Raw genomic sequence first — 15,893 nt, 5'->3', positions numbered from 1 at the left:
CTGTCATGAAAAAGACCAAAATTGTTTGCACCATCGGTCCGAAAACCGAATCTGAAGAGATGCTGACCAAAATGCTGGAAGCCGGCATGAACGTGATGCGTCTGAACTTCTCCCACGGTGACTATGCGGAACACGGTCAGCGCATCCAGAACCTGCGCAATGTGATGAGCAAAACCGGTAAGAAAGCCGCTATTCTGCTGGACACCAAAGGCCCGGAAATTCGTACCATCAAGCTGGAAGGCGGCAACGACGTCTCATTGAAAGCAGGCCAGACCTTCACCTTCACCACCGATAAATCCGTCGTCGGCAACAACGAAATCGTTGCTGTGACCTACGAAGGCTTCACGTCTGACCTCACCGTCGGCAACACCGTTCTGGTGGACGATGGCCTGATCGGCATGGAAGTGACGGCTATCGAAGGTAACAAAGTTATCTGTAAAGTGCTGAACAACGGCGACCTTGGCGAGAACAAAGGCGTAAACCTGCCGGGCGTCTCCATCGCCCTGCCGGCGCTGGCTGAGAAAGACAAACAGGATCTGATCTTCGGTTGCGAACAGGGCGTGGACTTTGTCGCGGCCTCCTTCATCCGTAAACGTTCCGACGTCGTCGAGATCCGTGAGCACCTGAAAGCCCACGGCGGCGAAAACATCCAGATCATCTCCAAAATCGAAAACCAGGAAGGCCTGAACAACTTCGACGAAATCCTCGAAGCTTCCGACGGCATCATGGTTGCTCGTGGCGACATGGGCGTTGAGATCCCGGTTGAAGAAGTTATCTTCGCCCAGAAAATGATCATCGAAAAATGTATCCGCGCGCGCAAAGTGGTTATCACCGCGACTCAGATGCTGGACTCCATGATCAAGAACCCGCGTCCGACCCGCGCTGAAGCCGGCGACGTGGCCAACGCCATCCTCGACGGTACCGATGCAGTGATGCTGTCCGGTGAATCCGCGAAAGGTAAATACCCGCTGGAAGCCGTCACCATCATGGCCACCATCTGCGAACGTACTGACCGCGTGATGACCAGCCGTCTGGACTTCAATAACGACAACCGTAAACTGCGCATCACCGAAGCGGTGTGCCGCGGCGCGGTAGAAACCGCTGAGAAACTGGAAGCGCCGCTGATCGTTGTCGCCACCCAGGGCGGTAAATCCGCACGCGCTGTGCGTAAATACTTCCCGGACGCCACCATCCTGGCCCTGACCACCAACGAAACCACCGCTCGCCAGCTGGTGCTGAGCAAAGGCGTTGTGCCGCAGCTGGTGGAAGAGATCGCCTCTACCGATGACTTCTATCATCTGGGCAAAGATCTGGCGCTGAAAAGCGGCCTCGCGCGTAAAGGCGACGTGGTGGTGATGGTTTCCGGCGCATTAGTGCCGAGCGGCACCACTAATACGGCTTCCGTACACGTGCTGTAATAATTTACAGGTTAATTGGTTTTTTTTAATAAAGCGCCTCTCGGGGCGCTTTTTTTTATTCATTGATTAGCTCTTCCTATTAAAAATGCAAATCGGAATTTACTATTTAATAAGAGATTATCTAAGATGAATCCGATGGAAGCGCGCTGTTTTCACTCGCCTTTTTCAGCGATTTTGTCCAATTCGATGCTTCTTTGAGCGAACGATCAAAAATAAGTGCGTTCAGGTAAAAAAAATATTCTCATCCCAAAAAACTTTGTGTAATACTTGTAACGCTACATGGAGATTAACTCAATCTAGAGGGTATTAATAATGAATCGTACTAAACTGGTACTGGGCGCGGTAATCCTGGGTTCTACTCTGCTGGCTGGTTGCTCCAGCAATGCTAAAATCGATCAGCTGTCTTCTGACGTTCAGACTCTGAACGCTAAAGTTGACCAGCTGAGCAACGACGTGAACGCAATCCGTTCCGACGTTCAGGCTGCTAAAGACGACGCAGCTCGCGCTAACCAGCGTCTGGACAACCAGGCTCACTCTTACCGTAAGTAAGAGTTCTGGTAATAAAAATGGCGCACTCTGTGCGCCATTTTTTTTGCCCTCAGCATGAGGGCTACTGGGTAAGCAGGCTGTTGTCTGACGGCGTGTTCTGCGCCGACAGCGTAGCTGGCGCACTCCCCGTCCCCGTGGACACCACCACCGGATATCCCGCCCTTCTCGACATCGCTTTTTTCAGCTGTGCATCATCGACCGCTTTATCCTCTGCGAAGGCGTGAAACGCCGCAGGCAGCGTGTAGGCGATGGTCCGGGTGTTTTCCCCTTCCGTCTGCGAAAGCGGCCTGTGGACCTCGACATAGCGTTTACCATCCGGTTCGACGGCAAACTTCACCGGCTGATTGATAATCCGTACCGGCGTCCCGGTTTTCACCTGGTTGAACAGCGCTTTGATGTCATCGGCGTTCATTCGCATACAGCCTGAGCTGACGCGTAAACCGACGCTGTCCGGCGCGTTGGTGCCATGAATCAGATATTCGCCGTTGCCATAGGCCAGACGCAGCGCGTAGCGCCCCAGCGGATTGTACGGCCCGGCCGGGACCACCGCTGGTAACGTCACCCCTTTCTCCAGCGAACGCGCCCGAATGCCCGCGGTGGGCGTCCAGGTCGGGTTGGGGATCTTCTGCCCGATGCGGGTGGTCATCTCAGGCGTTTCCAGCCCTAACTGGCCGATACCCAGCGGATAGACCTGCACCTGATTCTCTCCCGGCGGGAAGTAATACAGCCGCAGTTCCGCAAGGTTGACGACAATCCCCTCTCGCGGTACGTCGGGGAGCAGCATCTGGGAGGGGATCAGGACCTGAGTACCTGGCTTCGGCTGCACCGGCGCGATGGTATCGTTGGCTTCGAGGATCAGCATCGCCGCGGTATCGAAATGGCGGGCGATCGCCTGCAGGTTGCGGTCTCCCTCCTGTACGGTCCAGTACTGGTTCTGGCCAATCAGCCGGCTGTTGGCGGGAGGAAGCGGGTAGTCGACGGCCCAGGCGGCCGAGGAGACGCCAAGCGCGCTGAGAAGGGCTAAGGTGATCATCGTTTTGCGTTTCATACTGAGATTCCTTCTTTCGCTGATAAAACGCCAGGAGACTGAACGGCGGCAGGAGCAGAACCCCTACCGGACGTAACAGAATGAAATCTACCTGTTTATTCTAGCTAATATTTGCGGCTTTCGCGCGGATCGCACGGATCATGGCTTCAAGCCCTTGCGAGCGGGAAGGCGTCAGGTGTTGGGTGAGCGCCATTTTTTCAAACCACGGGCGCACATCGAACTCAGTGATGTCCTGGGCGGTCATCCGATCATAAAGGATAAACACCACCGCAATCAGCCCTTTGACGATCGCCGCATCGCTGTCACCGCGCAGGGTGATAACGCCGGAGGGGTCCTGCGCCATCACAATCCACACCTGGCTTTGGCAGCCCTGAATAATGTTCTGCACGCTATGTTCTTCCGGGCTTAGCGGCGCCAGCCGCTGGCCCAGCTCAATGATATAGAGATACTTCTCTTCCCAGTTGGCGCAACGGCTAAAATTGCGCAACAGTTTGTCTTTGTCTGGTAGTGCCGCCATCGTCACGTCCTTTACCCTAATAATTTGTGGATCCGCTGCAGGCCGGCCACCAGGCGGTCCACCTCTTCCGTGGTATTGTACATCGCCAGCGAGGCCCGACACATAGCCGGTACCTGATACCGGGCCATCAGCGGCATGGCGCAGTGGTGCCCGGTTCGCACCGCGATACCGTAGTTGTCGAGGAAGCTGCCGACGTCATAGGCGTGATGCTGGCCGAGGTTAAAGGCGATCACCCCCTTGCGCTGCGCCGGCCCGTAGAGGATCAGATCCGGCACGGCGCGCAGAGCCTCCAGCGCATAGCGCATCAGGGTCTGCTCGTACTCCGCGATCTGCGTCAGCCCCAGTTGGCTGACGTAGGTCAGCGCCGCGCCGAGGCCAATGATCCCCCCGGTATTCGGCGTACCGGCCTCAAAGCGCCACGGCGCCCGGTTCCAGGTGGTGCCTTCCGTCAGGCTGACGGTGGCGATCATCGACCCGCCGCCTTCCCATGGCGCCATCGCCTGCAGTAGCTCGGAACGGCCATAGAGCACGCCGATCCCGGTCGGGCCATACAGCTTGTGTCCGGAGAAGACGTAGAAATCGCACCCCAGCGCCTGCACATCTACCGGGTGGTGCATCACCGCCTGAGCGCCATCCACCAGCACTTTCGCGCCATGCTGATGCGCAAGGGCAATCAGCGCCGCCAGCGGGTTTTCCGTCCCCAGCACGTTGGAGACCTCGGTTATCGCCAGCAGGCGGGTGCGCGGGTCAAACAGTCCCGGGACAACATCCAGTTGCAGGGTGCCGTCCGGGTTCAGGGGGATCACCCGCAGCTCAGCCCCGACGCGGGCGCACAGCATCTGCCACGGCACAATGTTGGCGTGGTGCTCCATTTCGCTGATGATGATGTTATCCCCGGCGCCGACGTTGGCGTTTCCCCAGCTGTTGGCCACCAGGTTGATACCCTCGGTGGTGCCGCGGACGAACACCACTTCCTCCGCCGACCCGGCGTTAAGGAAGTTGGCCGCCTGCTGACGCACGGCTTCCATCCGCGCGGTGGCTTCCGCGCTGAGGGTATGGATGCCGCGGTGCACCGCCGCGTAGCCGTGGCGATAGAATTCCGCTTCGGCGCCGATCACCGCCTCCGGCTTCTGGGCACTGGCGGCGCTGTCGAGATAGGCCAGCGGCTGACCGTTGACCTCCCGGTTCAGTACCGGAAAATCGGCGCGAACCCGTTCTACTGAAAATGTCATACAGTGCCTCCCGGCAAACGCTGTCCAATCCGCGCCAGCACCTGCTCTCTGAGCGCATCGCTGCGGATAGCCTCGGTGAGCTCGGCGGCGAAGGCGTAGAGGATCATCTGCTGCGCCGCCTGCTGTTCGATACCGCGCGAGCGCAGATAGAACAGCTGTTCTTCATCAATGCGCCCGACGGTCGCCCCGTGGCTGCATTTCACGTCATCGGCGTAAATCTCCAGTTGCGGTTTGGTATCGACCTCCGCCAGCCGCCCAAGCAGCAGATTGTTGTTGGTCATCTGGCCGTCGGTTTTCAGCGCGTGCGGCGCGACGTTGATCAGCCCGTTAAACACTGCCCGACCCTTATCGCTGACGATGGTTTTGTGCAGCTGGCGGCTGTTGCAGTAGCCGACCTGATGGTCGAGCCAGGTGCGGCTGTCGCAGACCTCATTTTTCACCGGCATCGCCAGCGAATTGAGGCGCAGGTTGCTGTTTTCACCGCCCAGGCGGGTGCTGGTGTGATGACGCAGCACCTGGCCGCCGAGCAGGAAACTGCTGCTGAAGGCCGAGGCGTCGCGGCCCAGCAGCAGGTCGTTATGGGCGAAGTGGTAGCTGAGCGCGTTCTCAAACGCCAGCTTGATATGCTGGAGGTGCGCGTTATCGGCCACCGTCATGGTCAGTCGCCCGCCGGTGAAGTGCGGCTGCTCATTAAAGCTGAGGTAATGTTCGACCACGGTCGCCTCCGCCCCGCTTTCCAGCGCCAGGTGATGGCGATAATGGGCGGTATTCAGCGCATCGCCGGCCAGACCGCGGGTGATATGCATCAGCAGCAGCGGCTTATCCAGGCGGCGGTTGCGCGGTACGCGAAGGCGGGTCACCGTCTGCGCCAGGCTTTCGGTCAGATGGAGAAACACCTCCGGATGCAAAGCATCCGGCAGATGCTGGCGTTGGTTATCGACGCTGACCTCCACGCCGCTGGCGGCGAGATCGTCGCTCAGCTCAGGATGATAGCGGCCATCGATAAACACCAGCCGCCAGGCGTCCAGCGGCAGCGCCAGCGCATCACGCTGTTCAGCGCTGAGCGATGCCCCCTCGTCGGCGACAAAGTGACAGTTCAGTAGCGCATCCAGCGGGGTGTATTTCCAGTCCTCGTGCTTACGTGTCGGCAGCCCCAGGCGCAGCAGCTGCTGCAGATGCTGGGTGGCCTCCGCCGTACGCTGGCCGCCCTGCGCTTCAAACAGGTGGTGCCACTGCTGCAGCGCGTTACTGCTGTTCGGTAAGCCAGCCATAGCCCTGCTCCTCCAGCTGTTTGACGAGGGTGAAATCCCCCGACTTCACAATCCGCCCCTGATACAGAACATGGACATAGTCCGGCTTGATATAGTCAAGAATGCGCTGATAGTGGGTGACAATGATGAAGGCGCGTTTGCCGTCGCGTAGCGAGTTGACACCTTCCGAGACAATCTTCAGTGCATCAATATCCAGCCCGGAATCTGACTCATCAAGAATGCACAGCTCCGGCTCCAGCACCGCCATTTGCAGAATATCGTTACGCTTTTTCTCACCGCCGGAGAAGCCAACGTTCACCGAGCGGGTCAGCAGATCTGCCGGCATCTGCAGCAGCCTGATTTTCTCTTCCATCAGATCCTGGAAGTCGAAGCGATCCAGCGGCTCCTGGCCGCGATAGTTGCGCACGGCATTCAGCGCGGTCTGCAGGAAGAACTGGTTGCTGACGCCGGGAATTTCCACCGGATACTGGAAGGCCATAAAGATACCTTCTCCGGCGCGATCTTCCGGGGCAAGTTCCAGCAAGTCTTTACCCTTAAATTCGACGCGGCCGCCGGTCACCTCGTAATCCTCACGCCCGGCCAGGGTGGCCGAAAGCGTACTTTTCCCCGAGCCGTTTGGCCCCATAATGGCGTGGACCTCCCCCGGGCGCACCTCAAGGTTCAGCCCGCGCAGGATCGCTTTATCTTCGACGGCGACGTGTAAATCTTGAATACTTAACATCTTTTTTCCTTAATTATCAGCCGACGCTATGTTCAAGGCTAATGGCCAGCAATTTTTGCGCTTCGACAGCGAACTCCAGCGGCAGTTCGGAGAAGACGTCTTTACAGAAACCGTTGACGATCATCGAGATGGCATCGTCTTCGCTGATCCCACGCTGCAAACAGTAGAACAGCTGATCTTCGCCAATACGCGAAGTGGTCGCTTCATGTTCCAGCTGGGCGCTGTTGTTGCGGCATTCCACATACGGGAAGGTATGCGCCCCGCAGTCCGGGCCGATCAGCATCGAATCGCACTGGGTGTAGTTGCGGGCATTGGTGGCGGTCGGCATGATTTTGACCAGCCCGCGATAGCTGTTCTGGCTGTGTCCGGCGGAGATCCCTTTCGAGATGATGGTCGAGCGGGTGTTCTTGCCGATATGGATCATTTTGGTGCCGGTGTCCGCCTGCTGGTGACCGCTGGTCAGCGCTACCGAGAAGAATTCGCCGATCGAGTTATCGCCGCGCAGGATGCAGCTGGGGTATTTCCAGGTGATGGCCGAGCCGGTTTCCGACTGGGTCCATGACATCTTGCTGTTCTCCCCTTCGCACAGCGCGCGCTTGGTGACGAAGTTGAGAATGCCGCCGGTGTTGTTGTCGCCGGGGAACCAGTTCTGCACCGTGGAGTATTTTACTTCCGCATCTTTATGAATGATGACTTCAACGACCGCCGCATGCAGCTGATAGCTGTCGCGCACCGGCGCCGAGCAGCCCTCAATATAGCTGACGTAGCTGCCTTCATCGGCCACCAGAATGGTACGTTCAAACTGCCCGGTCTTTTCGGCGTTGATGCGGAAATAGGTCGACAGCTCCATCGGGCAGCGGACGCCCTTCGGCACATAGATAAAGGTGCCATCCGAGGCCACCGCGGCGTTCAGCGCGGCAAAGAAGTTGTCATTGCCTGGCACCACGGTGCCCAGATACTTTTTCACCAGTTCCGGGTGGTCGTGGATCGCCTCGCCGAAAGAACAGAAGATGATCCCCTGCTCCGCCAGCTTTTCGCGGTAGGTGGTCGCCACCGACACGGAGTCGAATATGGCGTCCACCGCCACCTCGCGCCCTTCGCGTACCGGCACGCCCAGCTGGTTAAAGGCTTCTTCCACCTCGCTGGTCAGGAAGGTGTTGGCCCCGGTCTGCTGCACCGCACCCGGCTCTGAGGCGCAGGTCTCATCGCAGTTGCCGCAGGAGGGCGCGGAATAGTAGCTGTAGTCCTGATAATTCAGCTTATCGTAATGCGCCTTCAGCCAGTGCGGCTCCTCCATCTCCAGCCATGCCCGGAAAGCATTGAGCCGAAACTCCAGCATCCACTGCGGCTCATTGCGACGGGCGGAAATGGCCCGGACCACCTCTTCATTAATCCCTTTGGCCAGCTCATCGGTCTGCAGCCGGGTGAAAAAGCCCTCTTTATAATTGAGCGGGCCGCCGGTCCAGGTTTTGACATCGTCAGTTGCTTCAGTATTACGCGACATAGTTACTCCGCCTGCACCCCAAAACTTTCGCCACAACCGCACTCGTGCTGCGCTTTCGGGTTATGAAATTTAAAGATTTCATTTAAACCTTCCCGGACGTAATCGAGCTCCGTACCGTCAATGAACGGCATCGCCTGCAGCGGCGCCCACAGTTTCGCCCCGTCAGATTCAAAGAGCAGATCGTCGGCTGCCGGCTCGGCAATCATTTCGAGCACATAGCCAAAACCGGCGCAGCCGCTGGTTTTTATCCCCAGCCGCAGCCCTTTTTTGTCCGGTTGCTTGCGCATCAGATCGCGAATATGCGCGGCAGCGGCCGGCGTCATGGTCAGTCCCTGCCAGCTAAAATCGGCGGGATTAAAGGTTCCTGCTTGTACTTCCATCGATAGACCTCCAGGTTGGCGCCATCAAGGCATACCGCCATGTTAGTGATAATGATTATCACTTCAACCCATCTGCAGCAGGGGTATTGCCCCATTTAGCGCTTTTTATAAGCATAGACCCTCGCCCGGGGATTATCAGGGTATGCAGGGCCAACTTAATCTTTTGATTTATAATATGTTATTCTGAAATCGTTCTATATTCGCACGCAATGGTAAAGATGTATCGAAAATACCGATTTATGCAATAGCAGATGACCCGGTTCCTGTTTATCGCACAGCCTGGAGAAGGAAAAGTGACAGCGTCACCTAAAGGCCAACAAGGCCGAGAAGGCGCAGGTCCGGTGGTCAGGATAAGAAAGCGCCAGTCCGTGACGCTTTCAGAAAGCAACAATCGCCGCTCGCCAGGCCGCGATCCAGGGAATGAAAACTGTGATGAAACGGGTAAATGGATTGCCAGGCAGGGTAGCGACTGGCTAGGTGCCTTTTCTGACCAGGCGGGCGGCCTGAACAAAAACCTCATCTTCCACCCCGTCCCCCTTCTGTCTGCCCAGTCTCACCAGTTCATCCACGATACTCCCCTGATTAATCTGCTTCTGTGTAGCCACTAAGCTAATGACCGCCGCGCCGATGGCCATGCCAATCAATGCCGTTTGTTCATCTTTATCTTTCATGGTGTCGCTCCGTCTGTCCTCCAGAGAAAGGCTAGCAAAAGATACCACCAGCTCAATTTCAAATTCATCTTCTTTACACCTCCCGGAAAACGCAGGCGCCGCGCTGACCTCTCCTTCCCCCTGGTGGCGATGGCGCAAAGCGCTGTCGCCTCATACCGGGTCTTTATTTTGCCAGCTTCACGTTGCGCGGAAATAAATAAAAATAACGCGCGCGCCGAAGAGTAAAAAAAGGAAATAACAGCCTCAGCGATAAAACCAGATTATTCCAGCAGGGAATAGCTGGGATGCTAATATTTCATTTCCCCACCGGTTTTTAGAAGCCTATAGTTTTTTTGCCTGCAGAACATCCACTTAGGTTAAAAGACATAAGGACATAATAATGATTGTTTCAGCCCCCAGCGATTATCGCGAAGCCGCTCGTCGCCGTCTGCCCCGCTTCCTTTTCGATTATATTGACGGTGGCGCGGTGGCGGAAAATACCATGAACGCCAACGCCACCGAGCTTGCTTCGGTAGCCCTTCGCCAGCGCGTGCTGTGCGGGGCGGGCGAACCGACGCTGGCCACCACGATCCTTGATGCCTCATGGGCGATGCCCGTGGCGCTGGGGCCCGTCGGCGCCACCGGGATGTACGCCCGCCGCGGCGAAGTTCAGGCGGCCCGCGCCGCCTCCCGCGCCGGGATCCCGTACACCCTGTCCACGGTGTCGGTCTGCTCCATTGAAGAGGTGGCGAGCCAGGCCAGCGGCGCACTCTGGTCCCAGCTGTACGTGCTGAAAGATCGCGGCTACATGCGTAATGCGCTGGAGCGCGCGTGGGCCGCCGGCATGAAAACCCTGGTATTCACCGTCGATATGCCGATCCCCGGCTCGCGGTATCGGGATAATCGATCAGGCATGTCCGGGCCGCACGCCACCCTGCGACAGTATCTCCAGGCCTGTACTCATCCACGCTGGGCAATGAACGTCGGGCTGGCGGGCAGGCCCCTGTCGTTTGGTAATATCGAAGCCTACACCGGACACAAAATGACCATGGACGACTATATGGGGTTCATCAGCAACAATTTCGACCCGTCCATCGCCTGGCACGATCTGGAGTGGATCCGCGACAGCTGGCAAGGGAAATTAATCATCAAAGGGATCCTCGATGCCGACGATGCGCGCAATGCCGTGCGCCTCGGCGCCGATGGCATTGTGGTGTCGAATCATGGCGGCAGACAGCTCGATGGCGCCATCCCCACTGCCCGGGCGCTACCAAGGGTGGTGGATGCGGTCGGCGACGATCTGACGGTGCTTGCTGATTCCGGAGTGCGCTCCGGCGTGGACGTCATTCGCCTGCTGGCCCTCGGCGCGAAGGGCGTGCTGCTCGGGCGGGCCTATATTTATGCCCTGGCCGCGGCGGGCGAAGCGGGCGTGGCGCATCTGCTGCGCTTATTTGCCGAGGATATGAAGGTCACCATGACCCTCACCGGCGCGACCTCGCCATCGGCCATCAGCCTCGATTGCCTTGACCGTCTCGAACAGGATCAACATCGCACTCATGCGGTGCCGGTATCCTTACCCGCCTGACGCTGCCCAGGGCCGGGCCTGACCGCGTTTATCGGCCAGGTCCGGCAAGAGGGAATTACCCCTGCGGGTGCAGCGCCGGGTGTTGCACTGCGTCAGCCGGGGGCTGAGGTCGGATGCGGAACCAGATCGCGTACATGGCCGGCAGGAAAATAAGGGTCATGATGGTTCCCCCCAGCGTCCCGCCAATCAGCGTATAGGCGAGCGTTCCCCAGAAGACCGAATGGGTGAGCGGAATGAACGCCAGGATCGCCGCCAGCGCGGTCAGCAGAACCGGGCGGGCGCGCTGCACCGTCGCCTCCACCACCGCGTGGAACGGATCGAGCCCTGCCTGTTCGTTGTGGTGGATTTGGCCAATCAGGATCAGCGTATTGCGCATCAGGATCCCCGACAGGGCGATCAGGCCCACAAGAGCATTGATGCCAAACGGCTGATTGAACAGCAGCAGTGTCGGCACCACGCCAATCAGCCCCAGCGGCGCGGTCAGGAAAACCATGACCATCGCCGACAGCGAACGCACCTGCAGGATAATGATCAGCAGCGTGAGGGCGATCATGATGGGAAATAACGGCACCATCGCCCGCGTGGCTTTGCCTGACTCCTCGATCGACCCCGCCGTCTCGATGCGATACCCCGGCGGCAGCGAGTCGATAATGGGCTGCAGCGATTTCATCAGCGCGGTGGAGACATCCGGCGGCTGCAGGGTATCCGCGACATCTCCGCGGACGGTGATGGTCGGCGTGCGATCGCGACGGCGAAGCAGCGGGTCCTCCATTCTGATCGACACGTCGCCAATCTGTGACAAGGGAACCCGCTGCCCGCCGCTGCCCACCAGAGTGAAGTCGGCGATTTTCGCCGGATCCAGACGGATATCGCCCGCCGCGCGGCCGATGACCTGCACGGCGCGAATATCTTCCCGAACAGTGGTGATGGGGATCCCTGACAGCAGGAACTGCAGCTGCTGGGCGACGGACTGGGAGCTGAGTCCGCTCGCCTGCAGCCGGTCCTGATTGAGGCTGAAATGCATCACCGGCACCCGCGAACCCCAGTCGCTATTGACGGTGCGCATCAGCGGACTGGCCTGCAGTACCGATTTAACCCGTTCGGCGATGTCGAGCAAGGTGTGCGGATCGGGCCCCATCACCCGCCAGGCAACCGGATAGGGCGAATAAGGGCCAAAGACCAGCTGAGTGACGCGCACCCGCGCTTCCGGCGCCAGGCCATTGGCCACCGCCTCCCGCAGCCGCCGCTTGAGCGCCTCGCGGGCGTCCTGACCGTCGGTCAACACCACCAGTTTGGCAAAGGAGGGATCGGGCAACTCCGGGGCCATCGCCAGGTAAAAGCGCGGCGCGCCCTGGCCGATATAGCTGGTGACAATCTTCGCCTCCGGCTGCTGCTGCAGCCAGTGCTCAATTTTCGCCGTCGCGGCGCTGGTCTGGATAATCGACGACCCGTAAGGCATCTGTACTTCAACCAGTACTTCCGGACGATCGGAGGTGGGGAAAAACTGCTTTTTCACCGCGCTCATTCCCAGTATCGCCACCATAAACAGCACCACCACGCTGGCGGCCACGCGCCATTTGCGGGCGATAACGCGGGTCAGCAGCCGACGGAAACGCTGATAGCGTGGGGTGTCATACAGCGCGGCGTGGCCTGCCGCCGCGGGCTTTCTGTCCGGCAACAGGTGCACCCCCAGCCAGGGGGTAAAAATCACCGCCACGATCCAGGAGGCAATCAGCGCGATACCGACGATCCAGAACACGTTGCTGGCGTACTCCCCGGCGGTAGACTGCGCAAATCCATTGGGCATAAAGCCCACGGCCGTCACCAGGGTACCGGCCAGCATGGGAGCCGCGGTATGGCTCCAGGCATAGGCGGAGGCTTTGAGGCGGTCGTACCCCTCCTCCATTTTGACCACCATCATTTCGATGGCAATGATGGCATCATCCACCAGCAGGCCCAGGGCGAGGATCAGCGAGCCGAGAGTGATACGGTCGAAGTTTTTGCCGGTCGCCTCCATCACCACAAACACCACGGCCAGAGTTAAAGGCACCGCCGCCGCGACCACCACGCCCACGCGCCACCCCATGCTGACAAAGCACACCGCCATCACCACCAGCAGGGCGACAAAGAATTTGATCATGAACTCATCGACCGCGGCGCTGATATTCACCGACTGATCGGTCACCTTGGTCAACGACATGCCGAGCGGCAGGCTCTGATTGATGCTGGCCGTTTCGGCGTCCAGCGCTTTCCCCAGCGCCAGACCATTCCAGCCCTCGCGCATCACCACCCCCAGCAGCAGCGCCGGTTCGCCCTGATTGCGGATCAGGAAGGTCGCGGGATCTTCATACCCTCGCTCAACCGTGGCGACATCGGCCAGTTTCAGCGTTCTGCCCCCAGCAATAATCGGCGTGTCGCGGATCTGCTGCAGGCGGTCGAACGCCCCGTCGAGGCGGATAAAGATCTGCCCGCCCCGGGTCTCAATGGCCCCGGCGGCGGTCAGCACATTCTGGCTGTTCAGCGCGGCAAAAATCGCCTCTGGCGAAAGGCCCAGGGTGGCGAGACGATCATGAGAAAACGAGAGATAAATGCGCTCCGCCTGTTCGCCGAGGATATTCACTTTTTTCACCCCGGGTACATGCAGCAGCTGCTGGCGCAGGGCTTCAGCGTCACGTACCAGCTGCCGCGGCAGCTCTCCCCGCGCTTTCAGAGCAAAGAGGGCAAAGGTGACATCGGCGAATTCGTCATTCATCATCGGGCCGGAGACGCCGGCAGGCAGGTTTTTCGCCTCATCCCCGAGCTTTTTGCGCGCCTGATAAAACTGCTCCGGCACCTCGGACGGCGGGGTCTGCTCCTGCAGCGATAACGTGATCAACGCCATACCAGGGCGGGTATAGGTCTCCGTGCGATCGTACCACTTCAGCTCCTGGAGCCGTTTTTCCAGCGGCTCGGCGACCTGATCCTGCATCTCCTGCGCGGTGGCGCCGGGCCAGACGGTAATGACCGTCATTTGCTTGACCGTGAAGGGCGGATCTTCCGCCCGCCCGAGTCCGAAGAACGCCACCAGCCCGGCGACGGAGATGAGGATAATCAAAAACAGGGTCACCGACCGCTCGCGGACGGCCAGCGCGGAGAGATTAAAACGCCCGGCGCTCATGGCTGGCTCCCGGCGGCATTATGCTCGCGTCGTTCCGCCAGACGCACCGCCTCGCCCTGGTGCAGAAGATGGGCGCCCAGGGCGACGATGGGCTCGCCGGGCTTCAGCGGGCCGGTCACCCGCGCCGTTTCATCATTCAGGCCGAGCACGGTCACCGGTTGCCAGGAGACGGTGGCCGGACGCGAGGCAATGCGCCAGACGCCAGGGCCGTTGCCCGGATCGTAGAGCGACGCCAGGGGCACCTCCAGCACCTGGCCTGGCGCCTGGTCGCTGCCGATACGCAGGGTCACGGTAGACCCCAGCGGCGTATTCGCCAGCGCCCCGTTCAGCACATAGCGCGCTTCAAAGGTGCGGGTGGTGGCGTCAGCCGCGTCCGAAAGCAGTCGCAGGGTCGCCGTGACCGGCTGAGATTCGCTGCCATAGCGTGTCGCCAGCGCCTCGCTGCCGACCGCCGGGCGCAGCGTCTCCGGAAGCTGCACCCGCGCTTCGCGCTGCCCCGCCCGCGCCAGGCGGATCACCACCTGTCCGGCGCTGACCACCTGCCCCGGTTCGGCAAGCGTTTCCACCACCACGCCGTCAGCGTCCGCCAGCAGTCCGGCATAGCCGGTGGCGTTTTGCGCCACATTGGCCTGCGCCTGGGCCGCGCTCAGGTCGGCTCTCGCCGCCTCTGCCGCTGCGTTAATCTGGTCGAATTCCGCGGCCGAGACGGCGCCACTCGCCACCAGGCCGCGATAGCGGGCCAGATCGTTGGTCGCCTTTTTGGCTCGCGCCCGCGCGGCATCCACGGCCCGCTGTTGAGACTGCGCCTGCAAGGTTAAATCAGCCGGCTCCAGACGCAGCAGCAGTTGACCGCGCTTGACGCTCTGCCCGGTCTCCACCAGCCGGGCAAGGATTTTTCCCGATACCCGGAAGCCGAGATCGCTTTGGGTACGAGCGACCACCACGCCGGTAAAGGCCCGCGAGCTGGCCTCCGCGCGCTCGACGGTCGCCACCCGGACCAGCGGCGGCCGGGTGCGGGGATCGTCATGATCGGCAGGTTCGCCGCAGCCCGCGAGGGCCAGCGGCAGGAGGCAGACGGCAAGATGGACGGCATTGAGCCTGAGCATGGGTCACCTTAATGAAAAGACCGGACAGTGACCGCATTCTCAGACTAGTGACCAACAAAGTCAATAGTCACTAATCAGGGGGAGAGACTTCTCAGGATCAGGGAGGCAAGCAGCACCGCCGCGGTGGGCGCGGTGTCGAGATTGTATTGCAACTGCACCGGGTTGATGAAAGGACACATCACCATATAGACCGCCAGGGTTGCCTCATCCAGCGGGGTTTTGCGCTCGAACTCACCCGCCTGGCGGCCTTCGACAAGGATTTGACCAATCAGCTGCTGCAGATGACCGGCATACTGTTCCGTTGAAGGCCATTTATCGCGCGCTGCGACGGCGGCGATGTCGTACAGTTTGCGATCCTCAAAAAACAGTTCACTGCCGGCCTCGGTCAGTGCCCGGAACAGGCGGCGCAGTTTCTCGCTGGCGGACGGCGCATCGGCGATAGCCGCGCTGACGGCCACCATGATCTTCTCCAGCCGGCTGGCGCAAATCGCCTCGCCAATCGCCTGCTTGGAGTCAAAGAATTTATAGATATAGGCTTTGGAAAAGCCTATCGCTTTGGCGAGATCGGTGACCGTCGTTTTCTCATAGCCATAGCGACTAAAGTGCGCCATGGCCGCGTCAAGAATCTGGTCCCGAACGCTGTGGTCATGGGGACCACGGCTTGCAGGGGTGGGGGTATTTTTCGTCATCCGTTTAGCTTAATGCGATCGCTATCGTTTGACAACGAGTGACGTTATTATGATTTGGTCACAATA

The 15,893-nt window shown here is 59.6% G+C and carries 14 protein-coding genes; 3 read left to right on the top strand and 11 right to left on the bottom strand.

All coding sequences use genetic code 11. The features are described 5' to 3' along the window. The first annotated feature begins 5 nt into the window (after positions 1 to 5). Together pykF and AC3EMD_RS10520 are read left to right on the top strand one after the other, a co-directional pair. On the top strand, positions 6 to 1,418 hold the full coding sequence (pykF, locus tag AC3EMD_RS10525) for a pyruvate kinase PykF (protein ID WP_012541397.1): 1,413 nt from the start codon (positions 6 to 8) through the stop codon (positions 1,416 to 1,418). Positions 1,419 to 1,730: 312 nt separating this feature from the next. Beyond that, a complete protein-coding gene (locus AC3EMD_RS10520) occupies positions 1,731 to 1,967 on the top strand; it encodes a major outer membrane lipoprotein (RefSeq protein WP_007374746.1) in 237 nt (78 codons plus the stop codon). Between the two features lie 61 nt (positions 1,968 to 2,028). On the opposite strand, the gene ldtE is transcribed toward AC3EMD_RS10520, so the two are convergent. The 8 genes from ldtE to AC3EMD_RS10480 all read right to left on the bottom strand — a co-directional run bounded on the left by ldtE (position 2,029) and on the right by AC3EMD_RS10480 (position 9,311). Continuing rightward, entirely contained in the window at positions 2,029 to 3,015 is a 987-nt protein-coding gene (gene ldtE, locus AC3EMD_RS10515; RefSeq protein WP_008804469.1) for a L,D-transpeptidase LdtE, read from the bottom strand. 100 nt (positions 3,016 to 3,115) lie between these two features. After that, positions 3,116 to 3,532, bottom strand: coding sequence for a cysteine desulfuration protein SufE (sufE, locus tag AC3EMD_RS10510; RefSeq protein WP_039103818.1), 417 nt, complete (start codon positions 3,530 to 3,532; stop codon positions 3,116 to 3,118). An 11-nt stretch (positions 3,533 to 3,543) separates the two neighbouring features. Beyond that, positions 3,544 to 4,764, bottom strand: coding sequence for a cysteine desulfurase SufS (sufS, locus tag AC3EMD_RS10505; protein WP_012541394.1), 1,221 nt, complete (start codon positions 4,762 to 4,764; stop codon positions 3,544 to 3,546). Then, entirely contained in the window at positions 4,761 to 6,035 is a 1,275-nt protein-coding gene (gene sufD / locus AC3EMD_RS10500) for a Fe-S cluster assembly protein SufD (protein ID WP_302074067.1), read from the bottom strand. Before sufD ends, sufS begins: the two co-directional genes overlap by 4 nt. Continuing rightward, positions 6,010 to 6,756: a Fe-S cluster assembly ATPase SufC gene (gene sufC / locus AC3EMD_RS10495; protein ID WP_004184415.1), complete on the bottom strand. Its 747-nt coding sequence runs from the start codon at positions 6,754 to 6,756 to the stop codon at positions 6,010 to 6,012. The genes sufD and sufC overlap by 26 nt, the downstream gene beginning before the upstream one ends. A gap of 16 nt (positions 6,757 to 6,772) precedes the next feature. Continuing rightward, positions 6,773 to 8,260: a Fe-S cluster assembly protein SufB gene (sufB, locus tag AC3EMD_RS10490; protein WP_016161296.1), complete on the bottom strand. Its 1,488-nt coding sequence runs from the start codon at positions 8,258 to 8,260 to the stop codon at positions 6,773 to 6,775. Between the two features lie 2 nt (positions 8,261 to 8,262). After that, positions 8,263 to 8,640 (bottom strand): Fe-S cluster assembly scaffold SufA, encoded by a 378-nt coding sequence (sufA, locus tag AC3EMD_RS10485; protein WP_032735879.1) that lies wholly within the window; start codon positions 8,638 to 8,640, stop codon positions 8,263 to 8,265. A 473-nt stretch (positions 8,641 to 9,113) separates the two neighbouring features. Next, a complete protein-coding gene (locus AC3EMD_RS10480; protein WP_004203090.1) occupies positions 9,114 to 9,311 on the bottom strand; it encodes a hypothetical protein in 198 nt (65 codons plus the stop codon). 379 nt (positions 9,312 to 9,690) lie between these two features. Here AC3EMD_RS10480 and lldD point away from each other — a divergent pair, with 379 nt between their 5' ends. Beyond that, complete coding sequence (lldD, locus tag AC3EMD_RS10475) at positions 9,691 to 10,875, top strand: FMN-dependent L-lactate dehydrogenase LldD (RefSeq protein WP_008804462.1); 1,185 nt, start codon at positions 9,691 to 9,693, stop codon at positions 10,873 to 10,875. 55 nt (positions 10,876 to 10,930) lie between these two features. Here the strand turns inward: lldD and AC3EMD_RS10470 are convergent, their stop codons facing one another. From AC3EMD_RS10470 to AC3EMD_RS10460, 3 genes are all read right to left on the bottom strand, one after another. After that, a complete protein-coding gene (locus AC3EMD_RS10470) occupies positions 10,931 to 14,032 on the bottom strand; it encodes an efflux RND transporter permease subunit (RefSeq protein WP_302074066.1) in 3,102 nt (1,033 codons plus the stop codon). Next, on the bottom strand, positions 14,029 to 15,138 hold the full coding sequence (locus AC3EMD_RS10465; RefSeq protein WP_302074065.1) for an efflux RND transporter periplasmic adaptor subunit: 1,110 nt from the start codon (positions 15,136 to 15,138) through the stop codon (positions 14,029 to 14,031). Before AC3EMD_RS10465 ends, AC3EMD_RS10470 begins: the two co-directional genes overlap by 4 nt. A gap of 74 nt (positions 15,139 to 15,212) precedes the next feature. Then, positions 15,213 to 15,827 (bottom strand): TetR/AcrR family transcriptional regulator, encoded by a 615-nt coding sequence (locus AC3EMD_RS10460; protein WP_004143215.1) that lies wholly within the window; start codon positions 15,825 to 15,827, stop codon positions 15,213 to 15,215. Positions 15,828 to 15,893 lie beyond the last annotated feature (66 nt).

Source organism: Klebsiella sp. PK18, assembly GCF_057784655.1.
Note: the sequence above shows the minus strand (reverse complement) of the source record. Positions and strands in the feature narration are given on the sequence as shown.

Excerpts from the sequence above, each read along its gene's own strand:
- pykF (WP_012541397.1), top strand. The coding sequence starts at position 6 with ATGAAAAAGACCAAAATTGTTTGCACCATCGGTCCGAAAACCGAATCT.
- AC3EMD_RS10520 (WP_007374746.1), top strand. The coding sequence starts at position 1,731 with ATGAATCGTACTAAACTGGTACTGGGCGCGGTAATCCTGGGTTCTACT.
- ldtE (WP_008804469.1), bottom strand. The coding sequence starts at position 3,015 with ATGAAACGCAAAACGATGATCACCTTAGCCCTTCTCAGCGCGCTTGGC.
- sufE (WP_039103818.1), bottom strand. The coding sequence starts at position 3,532 with ATGGCGGCACTACCAGACAAAGACAAACTGTTGCGCAATTTTAGCCGT.
- sufS (WP_012541394.1), bottom strand. The coding sequence starts at position 4,764 with ATGACATTTTCAGTAGAACGGGTTCGCGCCGATTTTCCGGTACTGAAC.
- sufD (WP_302074067.1), bottom strand. The coding sequence starts at position 6,035 with ATGGCTGGCTTACCGAACAGCAGTAACGCGCTGCAGCAGTGGCACCAC.
- sufC (WP_004184415.1), bottom strand. The coding sequence starts at position 6,756 with ATGTTAAGTATTCAAGATTTACACGTCGCCGTCGAAGATAAAGCGATC.
- sufB (WP_016161296.1), bottom strand. The coding sequence starts at position 8,260 with ATGTCGCGTAATACTGAAGCAACTGACGATGTCAAAACCTGGACCGGC.
- sufA (WP_032735879.1), bottom strand. The coding sequence starts at position 8,640 with ATGGAAGTACAAGCAGGAACCTTTAATCCCGCCGATTTTAGCTGGCAG.
- AC3EMD_RS10480 (WP_004203090.1), bottom strand. The coding sequence starts at position 9,311 with ATGAAAGATAAAGATGAACAAACGGCATTGATTGGCATGGCCATCGGC.
- lldD (WP_008804462.1), top strand. The coding sequence starts at position 9,691 with ATGATTGTTTCAGCCCCCAGCGATTATCGCGAAGCCGCTCGTCGCCGT.
- AC3EMD_RS10470 (WP_302074066.1), bottom strand. The coding sequence starts at position 14,032 with ATGAGCGCCGGGCGTTTTAATCTCTCCGCGCTGGCCGTCCGCGAGCGG.
- AC3EMD_RS10465 (WP_302074065.1), bottom strand. The coding sequence starts at position 15,138 with ATGCTCAGGCTCAATGCCGTCCATCTTGCCGTCTGCCTCCTGCCGCTG.
- AC3EMD_RS10460 (WP_004143215.1), bottom strand. The coding sequence starts at position 15,827 with ATGACGAAAAATACCCCCACCCCTGCAAGCCGTGGTCCCCATGACCAC.